The sequence below is a fragment of the Salinifilum aidingensis genome (assembly GCF_054782015.1).
Map to the genome: position 1 here is coordinate 174171 of NZ_BAAGTH010000009.1, position 17323 is coordinate 191493.

Below are 17323 nucleotides of genomic sequence, written 5' to 3' on the forward strand. Positions count from 1 at the left end.
GGTGAGGAGGTGAGCGGTGCTGCCCACGCTGCGCGGGACGCGCGCGCTCGTCACCGGTGCTTCCTCCGGCATCGGCGCGGCCACCGCGCGGGCGCTGGCCGCGCGGGGCTGCCGGTTGCACCTGGTCGGCCGGGACCCCGACCGGCTGGAGGCGGTCGCCGGTGAGGTCGGCGCGACGTGCACGACGGCCGACCTCACCGGTGCGGAAGGCCTGCGGGAGGTGGAACCGCTCTGCGACGAGGCCGAGGTGCTGGTGCTCAACGCGGGGCGGGGCTGGGCCGGCGAGACGGCCGCCATGCCGCCTGCGGAGATCGACGCGCTCGCGGCGCTGAACCTGGTGGCCCCGCTGCGGCTGGCGCGGGCGGCGCTGCCCGGCATGCTGCGGCGCGGGCGCGGGCAGCTGGTGTTCGTCTCCTCCATCGCCGCGGTCGGGGTGGCCGAGGAGGACGTGTACGCGGCCACGAAGGCGGGGGTGCGCACGTTCGCCGCGAGCCTGCGGCAGACCGCGCGCCCGCGCGGTGTGGGGGTGACAGCGGTGCTTCCCGGGGCGGTGCGCACGCCGTTCTTCGACGCGCGCGGGCGGGCCTACGCGCGGTCGGTGCCGCGGATGGTCGACCCGCACCGCGTGGCCGACGCGCTCGTGCGCGGGGTGCGCCGTGATGCCGCGGAGGTGTTCGTGCCCCGGTGGCTGGGGCTGGCCGCGCGGGTGCAGGGCGCCCTGCCCGGCACGTTCGGGCGGCTGGCGCGCGGGGCGCGCTCGTGAACCGCGCCCGTCAGGCGGCCGCGGCGGCCGGCGAGCCGAAGCGCACCTGGATGCCTTCACCGCGCAGCGCGCGGCGGAACCACACCAGGGACACGGCGATGCCGAGCACGACGAGCGCGGTCGAACCGGCGGTGCTGAACAGGACGAACCCGTCGACCGTGGTGCCCACCAGGGTCCACAGCGCGCCGATGCCGTTGGCGACGAACACGAGCGCCCACAGCAGCGACACCCGCCGGAAGAACCGCTGCACCCGGGCGTTGCCGGTGAGCTCCCGCGGCAGGATGCAGAAGTCGTCGGCGAGCTTGGCCAGGAACGTCCGCTCGAACGGCAGGGTGGCCAGCAGTGCCAGGGCGATGAGGAAGTTCTGCACGCTCGGCTGGATGAAGTACAGGAACGTGCTGCCGGTGGCCAGTCCCACCGCGGTGCGCGCGGCGAGGATGCCGGCCATGAGCCAGAGCACCACCGGGATGCGGATGCGGAAGGCGATCCGCACCCCGAGCGCCGCCAGCGTCCACCCGAACGCGGCGAGCAACCCGCCGGTCAGTCCGCTGGCGTGGAACAGCGCGTAGAACAGCAGCAACGGCGCGAAGACCGTCTCCACCAGGTTCTTCGTCGCGTGCCAGAGGTGCTGGGACACGCTGTGCAGGTGGACGACCGAGGGGCAGGGGGTGTGCATGGGACCTCGCGGGCGGCTCGGGGTCACGGGCAGGGAGGATCACCCGTCCGGCCGCGCCGCCCGTCGGGGACTCACCAGGGGCGATCCCACCGCGTCGGGGGAAGGAACCGGCGCAGTGGGCGCGTTCAGCTCCGCATGGCGCGGATTCCTTCGCGGAGCGAACCCATGGTCGCCAGCACCGCGGACGGTTCGTAGCCACAGTGTGCCATGCAATTGGCGCAGCGGTCATCCCTTCCGCGGCCGTACTGCTCCCAATCGGTGTCCTCCAACAACTCGGCGTAACTGGACGCGTACCCGTCGGCCATCAAGTAACACGGTTTCTGCCAGCCGTAGAGCGAGTACGACGGGATCGCCCAGGCGGTGCAGGAGAAGTCGATCTTCCCCTCCAGGAAGTCGAGGAACAGCGGTGAGTGGTTGAACCGCCACTTCCTGCGCCGTTCGTCGCCGAAGACCTTCCGGAACAGTTCGCGGGTCTCGGTCACGCCGAGGAAGTGGTCCTGGTCCGGGGCCTTCTCGTAGGCGTAGGCCGGTGACAGCATCATCTTGTCGACGCCGAGGTCGTCGTTGAGGTAGTCGAGCACGTCGATGACCGACTGCGGCGTGTCCGTGGTGAAGAACGTGCTGTTCGTCGTCACCTGGAACCCGCGCCGCTTGGCCTCCCGGACGTTCTCGACCGCCTGGTCGAACACGCCCTCCTTGCACACCGAGGCGTCGTGCGCCTCCCGCAGCCCGTCGATGTGCACCGCCCACGAGAAGTACGGCGAGGGCTCGATCTCGTCGATCTTGCGCGGGAGGAGCAGCGCGTTGGTGCACAGGTACACGAACTTCTTGCGCTTGACGAGTTCGCGCACCATCTCGCCGATCTGCGGGTGCATGAGCGGTTCGCCGCCGGCGATGGAGACCACGGGCGCTTCGCACTCCTCCGCCGCGGCGACGGCCTCCTCCACCGGCATCCGCTGCTTGAGCACGTCCGCCGGGTGCTGGATCTTGCCGCAGCCCGCGCAGGCCAGGTTGCAGGCGAACAGCGGCTCCAGTTCCAGCGTCAGCGCGAACTTGTCCCGGCGTGCCAACTTCTGCTTGAGCAGATGGGCACCGACGCGGACCGCCTGGCGCAACGGGATTCCCATCAGCGCACCTCCTTCGCGGAGCGAATCGTTCGGTTGTGCCCGGGCGGCGCGAACGTCGCTGACGAACCCGCGTCCTCGGGCGAGGCGCAGACCACCCGCCCCAGCCCGCCGAGCGCGCGGACGAGGGCGCGCAGCTGCGCCGCCGCCTCCGCCGCTCCGGAGGGCACGACTGCGATCCTGCGCGCTCGCCACAGCCACGCCAGTCGGACGTCGTCGATCCGGGTGACGCAGCGGGCGCCGGGCGGGGCTGTGGCCGGTTCGGCGAACCACAGCACGAGATCGGCCCCGGCCCGCGCGGCCTCGGCCGCGCCGCCGCAGACGAGCACCCGCCGGGCAGCCGCGGCCCGGGACCACACCGGCAGCTGCGCCGCCGCGGCGCGCAGCCGGGCGAGCGCGCGCAACGCCCGCGCGGGCGTGCCCGGACGCACGAGCGGGTGCTCGGCGGTGTCCACGACGAGCCGCACCACGGCCAGCGGGCGGTCTCCGGCGGCGCGGACCAGCGGCGCCGACTCGAGGTCGACCGCGCACGCACCGGCCGCGGCGAACCGGGCCCGGTCGTGCTGCCCGGCCAGTCGCCGCGCGGTGACCACCGGTCCGCAGTGCACCGCGAATCCCGCCCGGCGCAGGTGCGCGGCCAGCAGCGGGGCCGAGGCGCACGGCACCCCCGTTCCGCCGTCGTCGAGCACGTCGCTGGCCACCACCACGTCTCCCCCGGCGACCTCGCCCCCCACCCCGCCGGCGAGCCCGACCACGGCCACCGCGCGGTGGGCACCGGTGCCCACCGCCGCGGCAGCGCGCTCGCTCGCGCGGTGGCCGTAGCCGGTGCGCCGCACGGACTGTCCGGGCAGGCGGCCGCGGACCGCGGCGGCCTCGCACCGCAGCGGTGCGCACACCAGCAGCGGAGCGGACATTCCGCTCACTCCTCCCCCGCGCCCGCGGCGCGCCGGAACCGCCCGAGCGCGGCGAGCGGGAAGATCACCCGGTACAGGTGGTAGTTGATGTAGAAGTCACCGGGGAAACCGGTACCGGTGAACTGCGGCTCGTCCCAACCGCCGTCGGGGCGCTGGGCGCGCACCAGGTAGTCGGCCCCGCGCTGCGCCGCCGGCGTGTCGTGCCGGCCGACCGCCAACAGCGCGAACAGCGCCCACGCCGTCTGCGAGGCAGTGGAGTCGCCGCGGCCGATCCAGGCGGGGTCGGTGTAGGAGCGCAGGTCCTCGCCCCACCCGCCGTCGGCGTTCTGGTGCTCCTCGAGCCAGCGCACGGCCCGGCGCAGCGCCGTGTGGTCGCGCGGCACCCCGGCGGCGACCAGGCCCGGCACCGCCGCACCGGTGCCGTAGACGTGGTTGGCTCCCCACCTGCCGAACCACGACCCGTCCGTTTCCTGGTTGCGCAGCAGCCACGACACTCCCCGGCGCACCGGGCCGTCGGCGTGCCCGAGGGTGGCCAGCGCCTCCACCACGTGCGCGGTCACATCGGCCGAGGGCGGGTCGATGACCTCGCCGAAGTCGCAGAACGGGAGCTTGCGCACGAGCTGGCGGGTGTTGTCGGCGTCGAAGGCGCCCCACCCGCCGTCGCGGGACTGCATGCCGACGAGCCACCGGGTACCGCGCTCGATGGCCGCCCGCACCGCGGCGGGCTTGGTGTGCTCGACGCGGTTGAGCGCCATGAGCACCTCGGCGGTGTCGTCGATGTCGGGATAGTGGTCGTTGTCGAACTCGAACGCCCACCCCCCACCGGCGGACAACCGCGGACGGCGCACCGCCCAGTCGCCCTTGAGCCCGATCTCCTCGGCGAGCACGAAGTTGCTCGCCCGCCGCAGGGACGGGTCGTCGGCGGGCACGTCCGCGTCGCGCAGCGCCTGCATGCCGAGCACCGTGTCCCACACCGGGGACTGGCAGGCCTCCAGGCGGCGCACGGGCCCCTCCGGGCCGTCCTCGTGCACGAGGAACCGCTCGAACCCGTCCAGCCCGTGCTTCATCACCGGGTGGTTCAGCGGGTATCCGAGCAGGTGCAGCGCCAGCAGCGAGTACACCCACGGCGGTTGGATGCCGCCCCAGCCGCCGTCGGCCTCCTGCCTGGCCACGATCCACTCGGCCGCGCGCCGCATCGCCTGCCTGCGCAGCGCGCGCACCGGCCGGCGCCCGTAAGCGCTCAGCGCCCCGTCCAACGCTGCGAACCCGTACTCCCAGGACAGGCCGGGTTTCGCGCGCGGCGCCGGAGTGCCGGTGCGCAGCTCGGCGGTGCTGACGCCGAGCTCGCGCTGCGGCCGCAGGGTGCACACGATCGTCAGCGGCACGACGGTCTGCCGCGCCCAGCAGGCCCAGTCGGACACGTTCAGCGGGAACCACGGGGGCAGGAAGATCATCTCGGGCGGCATGGCCGGCAGGTCGTCCCAGGACCACTCCCCGAACAGGGCCAGCCAGATGCGGGTGAACACGCGGGTGCGCTCGACGCCGCCGTGGTCGAGGATCCAGCGGCGCGCGGTGGTCATGTGCTCGGCACCGGTGTCGTCACCGGCGAGCTTCAGCGCCACGTAGGCCTCGACCGTGGTGGACAGGTCGACGGGCCCGCCGGCGAAGTTCGCCCACGTGCCGTCGGAGCGCTGCTGCCCGCGGATCCAGCGGGCGGCCTGCTCGGTCTCGGCCTTGGTGCGGATGCCGAGGAACTGGCGCAGCAGCAGGTCCTCGACGTCCATGGTCACGTTCGTCTCGAGCTCGCCCTTCCACCACCCCTGCTGGTGCTGCAACGACAGGAAGTACCGCCGGGCGGCGTGCACGGCTTCGTCCACTCCGGACGCGTTCGCGGTGGCGGCGCCGTGCTGCATCTGTTCGGTCAACGTTGCCTCCGTACGATGAATTCGGCGAGCTCGGTCAACGAGGTGCCGGCCCCGGAGGGCACGGGGGGCAGGTACGCGCGGGCGGCGGTCAGCCTGCGGTCGCACTCGGCGCGGGCCCAGCCCTCGGATCCGGCCCGCTGCACCATTTCCGCGGCCTCGTGCAGCTGGTCCTCGGTCAGCGGGTCCTCCTGGGCGTACAGCGCGCGGAGCCGCTGGCCGCACCGCGTTGCCGAGGACAGCGCGTGCACCACCGGCAGGGTCTTCTTGCGCGCGCGCAGGTCGGACAGCACCGGTTTGCCCGTGAGCTCGGGGTCGCCCCACAGGCCGAGCAGGTCGTCCACGAGCTGGAAGGCCATGCCGAGCTCCCGCCCGAAACCGCGCAGTCGCGCGACGAACGCCTCACCGGCCCCCTGGTGCAGCGCGCCGATCGAGGCCGCGCACCCGAGCAGGGCGGCGGTCTTGTCGTGCGCCATCTGCAGGCACTCGTCGAGGGTGACGCCGGCGCGCCGCTCGAAGTCGAGATCGGCCGACTGCCCGGCGATGAGGGTGCGCGTGGTCGCCGCGAGGGTGCGCGCGCTGTCGGCCGCCCGCTGCGAGGAGGACTCCAGCAGCACCTCGGTGGAGAGGTTCAGCAGCGCGTCCCCGGCCAGCAGCGCGGCGGAGCGGCCGAAGACGGTCCACGCCGTGGGGCGGTGCCGGCGGGAGGTGTCGGCGTCCATGACGTCGTCGTGCAGCAGCGAGAAGTTGTGCACCAGCTCCACCGCGACCGCCGCGGGAGCGGCCCGTTCCGCGGCGTCCTCCGCACCACCGGCTTCCGCGGCGGCCTGCGCGGACAGCAGCACGAGCGCGGGGCGCAACGCCTTGCCGCCCTCGTCGGTGGCGCTTCCGTCCACATCGGTCCACCCGAAGTGGTAGGTGCACACGCGGCGCATCTCCGGGTCGAGCCGGTCGACGCGGGCGCGCAGCATCGGCTCGATCGATTCGCGCGCGGTGGTGAGGGCCGCGGGAAGCACTGAAGTCATGCCGTCTCCTCCACACCGTGTCGGGATCCCTGCTCGGCTTCGACCACCTCGGCGGCGCGGAGCCCGCTGAGCACCGCACCTTCGAGCGTGTCCGGCAGTCCGGTCGCGGTCCACGCCCCGGCCAGCACGAGCCCGGGCACGGCGGTGCGCGCGGCGGGCCGGTGCGCGGCGGTTCCCGGCGTCTGGTGGAAGGTCGCGTTCGGTTCGCGGGTGACGAAGAAGTCGCGCACCCCGGCCGCGGCGGCGCGCGGGAACACCTCGGACAGCGCGGACAGGTACCGCGCGCGGAGCTCCTCGGTGCGCCGGTGCGCGTCCTCCCACGCCGCCGAGACCGACACCGCCAGGTACTGCCCGGTCGTCGCCGCAGACGCAGCGGTGCGGTCGAAGATCCACTGCAGCGGCGAATCCACGACCGAGCACAGCTCATGTCCGGTCACCGCGCGGTCGTAGTGCACGTGGACGTTGATGATCGGTGCGGCCGACAGGGCCGACCACCGGGACGCGCCGCGCACCGGCAGGTCAGCCACGAGCGCGGCCGCCTGCTGGTGCGGCACGGCCAGCACGACGTGGTCGGCGGTCAGCGGGGCGTGCCGGTCGCGGTCGCGGGTGGTGGCGCGCAGGCCGTCACCGCTGCGGAAAACCCCGCGCACCTTGGTGTTCGTGTGCACCGCGACGCCCGCCGCGGTCAGGGCGCGCGCGGCCGGGTCGCCGTGCAGCTCGCGCAGCGGCAGCCGGGGCACGCCGATGTCGGCGCTGGCGGTGTCGTCCAGCACGCCGGTGCGGAACACGCGCGCTGCCAGCGCCAGCGACGCCTCGTCCGGGCGGGCGTTCAGCGCCGCGGTGGTGAGCATGCCCCACAGCACGTCGGTGGCGCGCTGCGACTCCCCCTGCTCGCGCAGCCAGTCGCCGAAACTCGCGGCGTCCAGTCGCGGGTCGTCCGGGTCGAGGCGGCGCAGGGCGAGCGCCGTGCGCACCGCGCGCAGGCGCTCGCCCGCGCTCAACCACCGGTTGGCGCACAGCGCCGGGGCGAGGTGCGCCGGGGCGGGCAGGTTCCACCGGCGCAGCACGACGGGGCTGCGGTGCGGCGACAGCACGGGCACGTGCAGCCGCGGCTGCACCCGCACCCCGTCGGCCACGCCGAGCCGGTGCAGCAGGGCGCGGTAGTGCTCGTAGCAGCGCAGCAGCACGTGCTGTCCCGTGTCGACGGTCAGCGGGCCGCGCGAGAACGAGTAGGTCGCACCACCGAGCAGGGACCGCCCCTCCACCAGGCGGACCGCGAAACCGCGGTCGGCGCAGCGCAGCGCGGCGGTGATGCCGGCGAGACCGCCGCCGACGACGAGGACGCTGGCGCGGTTCATGGCCGCATCCCCACCAGCGAGCGAGCGGCCACTTCGGCCTTGCGCCAGGTGGGCAGCGTGGTGCGCCGGGTGAGCACGGTGCGCGGGCGCTCGGCGATGCGCCGCAGCACGTGGTGGTAGATGCCGGCCATGGCCGCGCAGCAGGCGCGGCTGCCGCGGTCGAGCGCGGGCAGCAGCTGCAGCCCTTCGTCGTACCAGGATTCGGTGCGCGCGATCTCGTAGCGCATCAGCGCGTCCCAGCCGGCGTTCTCCACGCCGCTGAGCGGGGCTCCGTCCCGCCCGGCGGCGCCGCCGGGCCGCGGGCCGCCCGGCGGGGCGGAGTCCTCGGCCGCCGCCGGGTGCAGGACGACGCCGAAAGCGGCGAGGTCCTCGTCCGGCAGGTACACGCGCCCGGCGGCGCAGTCCTCCCGCACGTCGCGGAGGATGTTCGTCAGTTGCAGCGCGATGCCGAGGGCGTCGGCGCGGGGCGCGTCGCGGGCGACGTCGTCGGTGCCGAACACGCCCAGCGACAGCCTCCCGATGGATCCCGCCACGCTGCGGCAGTAGTCCAGCAGCTCGTCGTAGGTGGTGTACGGCCTGCCGCGCACGTCGGCTTCGCAGCCGTCGAGGAGTTCGTGGAAGGCCTCCAGCGGCACGGGCATCCGCTCGCCGGTGTCCGCCAGCGCGGCCAGCACCGGATCGTCGGCACCGGTGGTCAGCTCGCGCAGCTGCGCGCGGGTCTGCTTGAGCTGCCGCAGCTTCTCCTCGACGGAGAGGGCGCCGTCACCGATGTCGTCGATGCGGCGCGCGAAGGCGTAGACCGCGGACAGCGCGCGGCGTTTCGGCCCCGGCAGCAGGCGGATGCCGTAGGAGAAGTTGCGCGCCTGCTGCCTGGTGATGCGTTCGCACTCGTCGTAGGCCGCGCGGAGCGGGTCCGTGGGAGTCACCGGGAGCCCCCCATCGTGTACAGCCGCCCCCACTCGGCGAAGGTGCGCGTCCTGCTCGGACGCACGTCCCCGCCCAGCGGGTCGTACCCGGCGCGGGCGAAGGCGGCCGCGGTGGCCCGCCCGCCGGCGACGTAACCGGCCACGGCGATGCGCGCCATGCCCGAGAGCCGGTTGACCAGCGCTGCTCCGACGTCGAGCACCCGGTGGGCGCGGTCGACTTCGAACCGCACGAGCCCGCGCAGGCGGGTCGAGGCGGTGGCGCGGGTGAGTTCGTGCTCCTCGCAGTGGAACCGCTTCAGGTCGCTCGCCGGGAGGTAGACGCGGTCCTGCCGCAGGTCCTCGGCGAGGTCCTGGCAGTGCTCGAGGATCTGCAGCGCGGTGCAGATGCGGTCGGACAGGCGGATGAGCTCCGGCTCGGCGCGGTCGAACACGTGCAGCACGGCCTCCCCGACCGGGTTGGCCGACAGGCGGCAGTAGTCCACGAGGTCGGCGAACGTGTCGTACCGGCGGACGTGCTGGTCCTGCCGGTTGGCCTCGATCAGCTTGACCAGGGTGTCGTACGGGATGCCACACTCGTGCACGGTCGGCTGCAGCGTGCGCATCACCGGGATCCGCGCGGTTGCCTGGTAGGCGCGTTTGAGGTCGACCTCGAGCAGGTCGAGCAGGGCGCCGCGGTCCCCGGGAGCGTCGTCGCCGGCGTAGTCGACGAGGCGGAAGTAGCCGTAGAGCGCGTGCAGGTGGCGTTGCATCGTGCGCGGCAGGATCCGCGAGGCGACCGGGAAGTTCTCCGAACGCATCTGCCCCATGACGGCAGCTGTGCGCGGGAAGTCCCCCGAGCGCGGTAGCTCTTTCGAGGGCTCGGCTTCCGCGTTCGGAGTTGTGGGGTCGGGCAGCGATACGACCATGGCCCTCCTCCTATCCGACGGCCAGGAGGCGTAGTCGGCATCCTAAGATCCCGCCGGGCACAACGCAGGACGAAGCGCCGCGGCGCGTCGGGGCCTTCGAACACCTGGTACACGCGCCTCCGCGGGAGGCGGCGGAGCGGGACGACCCGGGGAGGCGGAACGGGCCGTCGCGACGAGCGGCGGGGGCGTTCAGCCGTCGCGCTCGCCGAGGACGGGCGGCGCCGGTCGCTCGTGCGCCTGCAGCCGCGCGGCCACCTCTTCGGCCTCGTGCAGCACGCGAACGGCGTTGTGCCAGGTCAGTTTCGCGATGTCGGGTTCGGACCAGCCGCGCCGCAGCAGTTCGGCGATCAGTCGCGGGTAGCCGGCGACGTTGTCGAGCCCGCGCGGCATGTCCCCGGTCCCGTCGTAGTCGCCGCCGAGTCCGATGTGCTCGATGCCGGCGCGCTCCCGCACGTGCTCGAGGTGATCGGCCACACTGGACACGGTGACCTGCGGCGGCGGGTGCCTCTCGGCGAAGCGCCGCCGCTCCGCGACCGCAGCGGCCTCCGGCGACATCGGGTCGAGGCCGAGCGATCCGAGGTGGGCGTCCATCTCGCGGTCCCACGCGACCGCCTCGGCGGAGACGAACTTGGGCACGAACGTCACCATGACGACCCCGCCGTTGTCCGGCATCGCCTCGAGCACGTCGTCGGGGACGTTGCGCGGGTGGTCGCACACCCCGCGCGCCGAGGAGTGGGAGAACAGCACCGGCGCCCGGCTCGCGCGCAGCGCCGCGCGCATGGTGTCGGCGGAGACGTGGGAGAGGTCGACGAGCATGCCGAGCCGGTTCATCTCGTGCACCACGGCGGTGCCGAACGGGGTCAGGCCACCGGCAGCCGGCGTGTCGGTGGCCGAGTCCGCCCAGGGCACGTTCTCGTTGTGCGTCAGCGTCAGGTAGCGCACGCCGAGCTCGCGGAACACGCGCAGCGTGCCCAGCGAGCCGGCGATGCAGTGCCCGCCCTCGGCCCCGAGCAGCGAGGCGATCCGCCCGTGCGCCCGGGCGCGCTCCACGTCCGCGGCCGAGTCCGCCGCCACCAGCGTCCCCGGGTGGCGGCGCAGGAGGGTGCGCACGCAGTCGATCTGCTCGAGGGTGGCGCTGACCGCGCGGTCGCCGGCGAGGTCGGTGGAGACGTACACCGACCAGAACTGCGCGCCCACGCCACCGGCGCGCAGCCGCGGCAGGTCGGTGTGCAGCCGGCCCGTCTGGTCCGCCCCGACGTCGCACCGGCCGAGGTCGTAGCCGACCTGCGTGCGCAACGCCCAGGCCAGGTCGTTGTGCCCGTCGACGACGGGGTACTCGGCCAGCAGCGCGCGGGCGCGGGGCAACAGGTGTTCGGCCGTGGACTCCTCCGCACCGGTCATGCCCACCTCCGGTCGTCTCCGCGGGCGCGCCGCGCCGTGTGCACCGCCGCCAGGTTACCGCCTCCCGGAGGTCATGCGGATCACTTCACCGCACCCATGGACAGCCCGCGGACGAGGTGGTTCTGCGCGAACCACCCCACGACCACCACCGGCAGCGAGGCCAGCAGCGCCGCCGCCGACAGCTGCGCCCAGTACAGCCCCTCGCTGGTGATGAACCCGACGAGGTACACCGGGACGGTGCCGGCGCGCGCGGCGGCGAGGTTGACGGCGAAGAAGAACTCGGTCCACGAGAAGATCACGCAGACCAGCGCCGTGGCAGCGATGCCGGGCGCCACCACGGGCAGCAGCACGCGCGCCAGCAGGGTCGGCAACCCGGCCCCGTCGATCCGTCCGGCCTCCAGCAGTTCGCGCGGCACCTCCAGCAGGAACGACCGCAGCATCCACACCGCCAGCGGCAGGTTCATCGCCGCGTACAGCAGCACCAGCACCCAGACGTTGTCGAGCAGCCCCAGGTTCTGCGAGACCACGTACAGCGGGATGATCGCGGCGACGATCGGCAGCATCTTCGTGGACAGGAAGAAGCCGAGCGCGTCGCTGCTGCGCGGGATCGGCGCGATGGACAGCGCGTACGCCGCCGGCAGGGCCAGCGCGAGCACCAGCAGCGTGGAGGTGGCGGTGACGAACGCGGAATTGCCCAGGTACGGCAGGAATCCTCGTTCGAGCACGCCCTGGACCTGCTCCCAGGTGGGGGTGAACAGCAGCCGCGGCGGGTCGGTGTAGGCGTCGACCTCCCGCTTGAACGCGGTGAGCACCATCCACAGCAGCGGGAGGACGAACACCACGGCGATCGCCCAGGTGGCCGCGGTCAGCGCCCAACGGCCCGCATGCCTTCTCATCTCGTCCCCGTGCCCCCTCATCTCGTGCTCCCGTGGACGCCGAACGAGCGGAACATCAGCCGCAGGGCGAAGGTCGCCACGATCAGCGTGCCGACCACGACGACCACGCCCATCGCCGCCGACTGCCCGACGTCGAACCCCTCGAACGCTCGCTGGTAGATGTAGTACGGCAGGTTCGTGCTCGCCGTGCCCGGACCGCCCTGCGTCATCAGGTAGATGGCGTCGAAGCTGTTGACGATGTAGATCGCGCCCAGCAGCACGGCGAGCTGGATGTAACGGCTCAGCTGCGGCAGCGTGATCGACACGAAGGTGCGCCAGCGCCCCGCGCCGTCGACCTGGGCCGCTTCGAGCACTTCCCGGGACTGGGCCTGCAGCCCGGCCAGCAGCAGCAGCATCATGAACGGCGTCCACTGCCAGATGATCTGGGTCATCACCGAGGCCAGCGGGAACGTCGAGAGCCAGTCCACCTCGGTGCCGAGCGCGAAGTTCAGCAGCCCGTAGGAGGGGTCGAACATCGTCGTCTTCCACAGCAGCGCGCCGGCCGCCGGCAGGACGAGGAACGGCGTGATCAGCAGGGTGCGCACCGCGCCGCGGCCGGGGAACTCGCGGTCGAGCAGCAGCGCCAGCCCCAGACCGAGCAGCAGGGACACGACCACGCAGACCACGGTCAGCGCGACCGTGTTCAGCGCCGCGGTGCGGAACTGGCTGTCGGCGAACACGTCCGCGTAGTTGCGCAGCCCGACGAACTGCTGCGAACCGGGGCGGACGAGGTTCCAGGACTGCAGCGAGTAGTACACGGTCAGCAGGAACGGGACCTGCGTGACCACGACGGTGAACAGCAACGCCGGCAGCAGCGGCAGGCGCCGCAGCCAGCGCTCGCGCCGTCCCGCGCGCCCGCGCCCGCCCTCGCGGGGCGCGGCGGGCGCTGCCGGGCGCGCGGACTCCTCGGTGACTGCGCTCACTGCTCCTCCCGGTAGGAACGTGCCACGGACTCGGCGTACTGCTGGGACTGCCGCAGCGCCTCGTCGACGCTCTTGCGCCCGGCGATGGCGGCCGACAGCTGCTGGCTCACCCGTGTGCCCAGGTCCTGGAACTCCGGGATGCCGACGAACTGCAGCCCCTCGTAGGGCACCGGCCCGCGGATCGCCGTGCGCTGGTCGGCCCTCTCGATCGCGTCCAGCGTCGGCCCGGCGTAGGCGGCGGCCGCGCGGCGGTACTCCGGGATCTCGTAGGTGGACTCGCGGTGGCCCGGTGGCACCCGGTTCCAGCCGAGCCGGGTGCCGACCTCGCGCACGAACTCCTTGTTGGTCATCCACCGCATGAGCTTCCACGCCGCACCGGGGTTCTCGGTGGACTTCGGGATGGCCAGCGCCCAGGTGTACAGCCAGCCGGTGCGCGGCGTCTCGGCCACGGGCGCGGTGACGTAGCCGGACTTGCCGACGACGTTGCTGCTGCCCGGGTCCTCGTTGGTGCCGGCCATGGCGGTGGCGTCGTACCATATGGCCGCGTTGCCCTGGGTGTAGCGGTTGCCGCACTCGGAGAACCCGGCGCTGGAGGCGCCGACTTCGCCGTGCGCGCGCACCAGGTCGACGTAGAAGTGGGCCGCGCGGCGGAAGTTCGACGAGGTCAGGCGCGCGTTCCAGTCCTCGTCGAACCAGCGCGCCCCGAAGGCGTGGGCGATCGAGGTGAACGGCGCGAGGTTCTCGCCCCACCCCGGTTTGCCGCGCAGGCAGATGCCGGCGATCCCGCGTTCGGGGTCGTCGAGCTGCGCGGCCATCCGGGCGACCTGCCCCCAGGTGGGGTTCTCCGGCATGCGCAGCCCCGCCTCGCGGAAGAGGTCCTTGCGGTAGCTGAGCAGGGACGACTCGCCGTAGAACGGGACCGCGTACATCGATCCCTCGTAGGACAGGGACTCGCGGATGCTGGGGATGAAGTCACCGGGGTCGTAGCCGGGGCTGCTGCGGATGTGCGGCTGCAGGTTGCGCAGCCAGCCGTTGGCGGCCCACTGCTCGGCCTCGTAGTTGCTGATCATCACGATGTCGAACTCGCCGCCCTGGGTGGCGGTGGAGGCGGTGATCTTCGCCCGCGCTTGGTTCTCCGGCAGTTCGACGAACTTCAGCGAGATGCCGGGGTTCTCGCGCTCGAACTGGTCGGACAGCGCGATCGCGTCCTTCATCTGCGGGTTGGACACGATGGCCACCGTGAGCGTGCGCCGGTCGGTGCCCAGCTCCCCGGCGCCGGCGCAGCCGCTGACCAGCAGCACGCCGACGGCCAGCAGCGCGACGAGGCCGCGCGCGCTCGCCCCGCCGCGCCTCCTCCCGCTGCCGCGCCCTCTCGCGCTGCCGTCCCCTCCGCTACCGCGCATCGGTTCCTCCCGGGGTGACCTGGATCTTCAGCCCGGTACCGGCGCGCATCCGGGCGAGCGCGTCGTCGAAGCGCTCGAGCGGGAGCGTGTCGGTGACCAGCGCGTCGGTGTCCACCGCACCGCTGCCGACGAGTTCGAGCGCACGGCCGTAGCTGTGCAGCACGGCCATGGAGCCGACGATGGTGAGTTCGTCGTTGTAGATGCGGAACGGCGACAGCTGCACGCGCGCCTGTTCGGCGGCCACGCCGAACACGAGCAGGCGCCCGCCGCGGTCGAGGGCGTCGAAGGCCCCTTCGATCGCGGGCGCCGCGCCGGTGCAGTCGATCGCGGCCTCGAAGCGCTCGTCGAGCTCGGCGATGTCGCCCGCGACGGTCCGCGCCCCGAGCTCGCGGGCCCGGCCGAGGCGTTCGGCGTTGCGGTCGACGACGGTGACCGCGGCTCCGGAGCGCTGCAGCAGCTGCTGCATGATCAGCCCCATCGTGCCCGCGCCGGTGACGAGGAACCGCTCCCCCGCTTCGACGCCGATGCGGCGGACGCCGTGCACGGCGCACGAGACGGGTTCGACCGCGGCGCCCTGCTGGAAGGTCATCGACTCGGGCATGCGGTGGCAGGTCGCGGCGGGCACGGCCACGTACTCGGCGAAGGCACCGTCGACCGTGTCGCCGGTGGCGCCCCACGCGGCGCAGAGGTTGCCGCGACCAGACCGGCACGGCGCGCAGCGGCCGCAGAACCGGGAGGGATCGACGGCGACGCGGTCGCCGGTGCGCCACTCCCCGCGCACGGCCGCACCGACGGCGACGACTTCGCCGGCGAACTCGTGCCCGGGAACGATGGGGTACGGCGTGGGCGGGAACTCGCCGTCGGCGATGTGCACGTCCGTGCCGCAGATGCCGCAGGCCCCCACCCGGACCACGAGCTCGTCCGGCTGCGGTTCCGGATCGGCGACGGTGCCGACCCGGAGTTGGCCGGGCTTGTCGATGATCGCCGCGCGCATGCTTCCCCTTTCGCTCATATGAGCACTTCCGCGTCCCGTTGCTTCGCGCTTGATCCGAAATTGAAGAGGGTGCGCCGTCAATTCGTCAACTCATTCCGGCAGATCGATGAGTAGAATGCTCATATGAGCAATGAGTGGGACACCGATACCGCACTGCTGGCCGCGACCGCGGCGCACCGCCACTTCGTGCTCGGCGAGTCCAAGATCGACATCGCCGCGGACCTCGGGCTGAGCCGCTTCAAGGTCGCGCGGCTGATCACCGCGGCCCAGCAACGCGGGCTCGTGCGCGTGGAGTTCGACCTGCCGCTGCCCGTGGACCCGGGTCTCGGCGACGCGATCGCGCGCACCTACGGGCTGCGCCGCGCGCTCGTCCTCGACCGCGCGCACACCCCGGACGCGCGGCCCGTGCTGCGCGAGCGCATCGGCGCGCTCGCCGCCGCCCTGCTCGGCGACCTGCTCTCCGCCGACGACGTCCTCGGACTGGCCTGGGCCCGCACGGTCAACGCGATGGCCGCCGCGGTCGGCGAGTTGCCGCCCTGCCCCGTGGTGCAGCTGTGCGGGGTGCACGCCGGCATGGACATGCGCGACCGCACGGTCGAAACCGTGCGCCACGTCGCCGCTTCCAGCGGCGGCCCGCCCTACCCGATCTACGGCCCGCTCGTGCTGCCCGACCGGCGCACCACCGACGTGCTGCGCAGCCAGCCGGGCATCGCCGAAACCTTCGAGCAGTTCCGCCGCATCACCACCGCCGTGGTGAGCATCGGCGCGTGGCAGCACGGGGAGTCCACGGTGTACGACACGATCGGTGAGTCCGAACGGGACGGGCTCGCCCGCGCGGGCGCCGTCGCCGAGATCGCCGGGCGCGTCTTCGACGGCACCGGCGCACCCGTGGCCACCGAGCTGGCCCACCGCATCCTCGCCATCGGCGGCGACCAGCTGCGCGGCATCGACGAGGTCGTCGGCCTCGGCTACGGCACCGCGAAGGCCCCGGCCATCGCCGCGATGCTGCGCTCGGGCATCATCACCAGCCTGATCATCGACACCGACGCCGCGGAACGGCTCCTGCCCGAGGTGTCCTAGCCTGGGGTGATGTCGCAGCGCGAACTCGTCGTGCTCGGCACCGCCAGCCAGGTGCCGACCAAGCACCGCAACCACAACGGCTACCTGCTGCGGTGGGACGGCACCGGCTTCCTGTTCGACCCGGGCGAGGGGACCCAGCGGCAGATGACCCTCGCCGGCGCCCGGGCGCACGAGATCCACCACCTCTGCCTGACGCACTTCCACGGTGATCACTGCCTGGGGGTGCCCGGCGTGCTGCAGCGGATGTCCCTGGACGGCGTGGCCCGGCCGGTGCACGCGCACTACCCCGCCCGCGGGGAGGAGCACTTCCACCACCTGCGGCGCGCGTCGGTGTCCTCCGACGGGCTGGACCTGCACCAGCACCCGATCCGCCAGGACGGGGTGGTCGCCTCGGGCCCGTTCGGCACGTTGCACGCGCGGCGGCTGGACCACCGGATCGAGACCTTCGGCTACCGCCTGGTCGAACCGGACGGGCGGCGGATCCTGCCCGAGGAGCTGGCGCGGCACGGCATCAGCGGCCCGCAGGTGGGCCAGCTGCAGCGCGCGGGGAGGCTGCAGCTGCCCCGCGGGGTGGTCGAGCTGGCCGAGGTCAGCGCGCACCGCCCGGGGCAGAAGGCCGCGTTCATCATGGACACTCGGCTGTGCGAGGGGGTGTTCGCGCTCGCCGAGGGGGTGGACCTGCTCGTGGTCGAGTCCACGTTCCTCGACCAGGACGCGCACCTGGCCGAGGAGTACCGCCACCTGACCGCGGCGCAGGCCGCGCGCGTCGCCGCCGAGTGCCGCGTGGGCGCGCTGGTGCTGACGCACTTCTCCCAGCGTTACGAGGACCCGGCGCGGTTCGCCGCCGAGGCCGCGGCCGTGTTCGACGGCCCGGTGCACGTGGCCGAGGACCTCGCCCGCGTACCCCTGCCACCGCGGCGCCGCCCCTGACTCCCCGGCGGCGCCGCTCCCCCGGTGCAGCAGGCGCCTCGGTG

General features: G+C 73.3%; 16 protein-coding genes. 3 read left to right on the forward strand and 13 right to left on the reverse strand.

Annotation, left to right across the window (positions count from 1 at the left end; all coding sequences use genetic code 11):
• Window positions 1–16 precede the first annotated feature (16 nt).
• A complete protein-coding gene (locus ACYVJE_RS14025; protein WP_459155810.1) occupies window positions 17–763 on the forward strand; it encodes an SDR family NAD(P)-dependent oxidoreductase in 747 nt (248 codons plus the stop codon).
• 10 nt (window positions 764–773) lie between these two features.
• Here the strand turns inward: ACYVJE_RS14025 and ACYVJE_RS14030 are convergent, their stop codons facing one another.
• The 13 genes from ACYVJE_RS14030 to ACYVJE_RS14090 form a co-directional block, all read right to left on the reverse strand.
• Window positions 774–1439, reverse strand: coding sequence for a VC0807 family protein (locus tag ACYVJE_RS14030; RefSeq protein ID WP_461144796.1), 666 nt, complete (start codon window positions 1437–1439; stop codon window positions 774–776).
• A gap of 125 nt (window positions 1440–1564) precedes the next feature.
• Window positions 1565–2566 (reverse strand): adenosyl-hopene transferase HpnH, encoded by a 1002-nt coding sequence (gene hpnH / locus ACYVJE_RS14035; RefSeq protein ID WP_459155812.1) that lies wholly within the window; start codon window positions 2564–2566, stop codon window positions 1565–1567.
• A complete protein-coding gene (locus ACYVJE_RS14040; RefSeq protein WP_461144797.1) occupies window positions 2566–3477 on the reverse strand; it encodes a hypothetical protein in 912 nt (303 codons plus the stop codon). Before ACYVJE_RS14040 ends, hpnH begins: the two co-directional genes overlap by 1 nt.
• 5 nt (window positions 3478–3482) lie before the next feature.
• A complete protein-coding gene (gene shc, locus ACYVJE_RS14045) occupies window positions 3483–5390 on the reverse strand; it encodes a squalene--hopene cyclase (protein ID WP_461144835.1) in 1908 nt (635 codons plus the stop codon).
• Between the two features lie 8 nt (window positions 5391–5398).
• Window positions 5399–6424 carry a polyprenyl synthetase family protein gene (locus tag ACYVJE_RS14050; protein WP_461144798.1) on the reverse strand — a complete coding sequence of 342 codons (1026 nt, stop codon included), beginning with the start codon at window positions 6422–6424 and terminating at the stop codon, window positions 5399–5401.
• Window positions 6421–7782, reverse strand: a complete 1362-nt coding sequence (hpnE, locus tag ACYVJE_RS14055) for a hydroxysqualene dehydroxylase HpnE (protein WP_461144799.1) — start codon at window positions 7780–7782, stop codon at window positions 6421–6423. The genes ACYVJE_RS14050 and hpnE overlap by 4 nt, the downstream gene beginning before the upstream one ends.
• Window positions 7779–8708: a phytoene/squalene synthase family protein gene (locus ACYVJE_RS14060; RefSeq protein ID WP_461144800.1), complete on the reverse strand. Its 930-nt coding sequence runs from the start codon at window positions 8706–8708 to the stop codon at window positions 7779–7781. The genes hpnE and ACYVJE_RS14060 overlap by 4 nt, the downstream gene beginning before the upstream one ends.
• Window positions 8705–9613: a squalene synthase HpnC gene (gene hpnC / locus ACYVJE_RS14065; protein ID WP_461144801.1), complete on the reverse strand. Its 909-nt coding sequence runs from the start codon at window positions 9611–9613 to the stop codon at window positions 8705–8707. The genes ACYVJE_RS14060 and hpnC overlap by 4 nt, the downstream gene beginning before the upstream one ends.
• A gap of 189 nt (window positions 9614–9802) precedes the next feature.
• Window positions 9803–11014: a dipeptidase gene (locus tag ACYVJE_RS14070; protein ID WP_461144802.1), complete on the reverse strand. Its 1212-nt coding sequence runs from the start codon at window positions 11012–11014 to the stop codon at window positions 9803–9805.
• A gap of 80 nt (window positions 11015–11094) precedes the next feature.
• Window positions 11095–11910 carry a carbohydrate ABC transporter permease gene (locus ACYVJE_RS14075; protein ID WP_459155819.1) on the reverse strand — a complete coding sequence of 272 codons (816 nt, stop codon included), beginning with the start codon at window positions 11908–11910 and terminating at the stop codon, window positions 11095–11097.
• Window positions 11911–11927: 17 nt separating this feature from the next.
• Window positions 11928–12779 carry a carbohydrate ABC transporter permease gene (locus tag ACYVJE_RS14080; RefSeq protein WP_459159999.1) on the reverse strand — a complete coding sequence of 284 codons (852 nt, stop codon included), beginning with the start codon at window positions 12777–12779 and terminating at the stop codon, window positions 11928–11930.
• A gap of 89 nt (window positions 12780–12868) precedes the next feature.
• Entirely contained in the window at window positions 12869–14275 is a 1407-nt protein-coding gene (locus ACYVJE_RS14085) for an ABC transporter substrate-binding protein (RefSeq protein ID WP_461144803.1), read from the reverse strand.
• Entirely contained in the window at window positions 14265–15269 is a 1005-nt protein-coding gene (locus tag ACYVJE_RS14090) for a zinc-dependent alcohol dehydrogenase family protein (protein ID WP_461144836.1), read from the reverse strand. Before ACYVJE_RS14090 ends, ACYVJE_RS14085 begins: the two co-directional genes overlap by 11 nt.
• 123 nt (window positions 15270–15392) lie before the next feature.
• On the opposite strand from ACYVJE_RS14090, the gene ACYVJE_RS14095 reads away from it, so the two are divergent.
• Both ACYVJE_RS14095 and ACYVJE_RS14100 read left to right on the forward strand, forming a co-directional pair.
• On the forward strand, window positions 15393–16349 hold the full coding sequence (locus ACYVJE_RS14095) for a sugar-binding transcriptional regulator (protein WP_461144804.1): 957 nt from the start codon (window positions 15393–15395) through the stop codon (window positions 16347–16349).
• Between the two features lie 9 nt (window positions 16350–16358).
• Window positions 16359–17279, forward strand: coding sequence for a ribonuclease Z (locus tag ACYVJE_RS14100; protein ID WP_461144805.1), 921 nt, complete (start codon window positions 16359–16361; stop codon window positions 17277–17279).
• Window positions 17280–17323 lie beyond the last annotated feature (44 nt).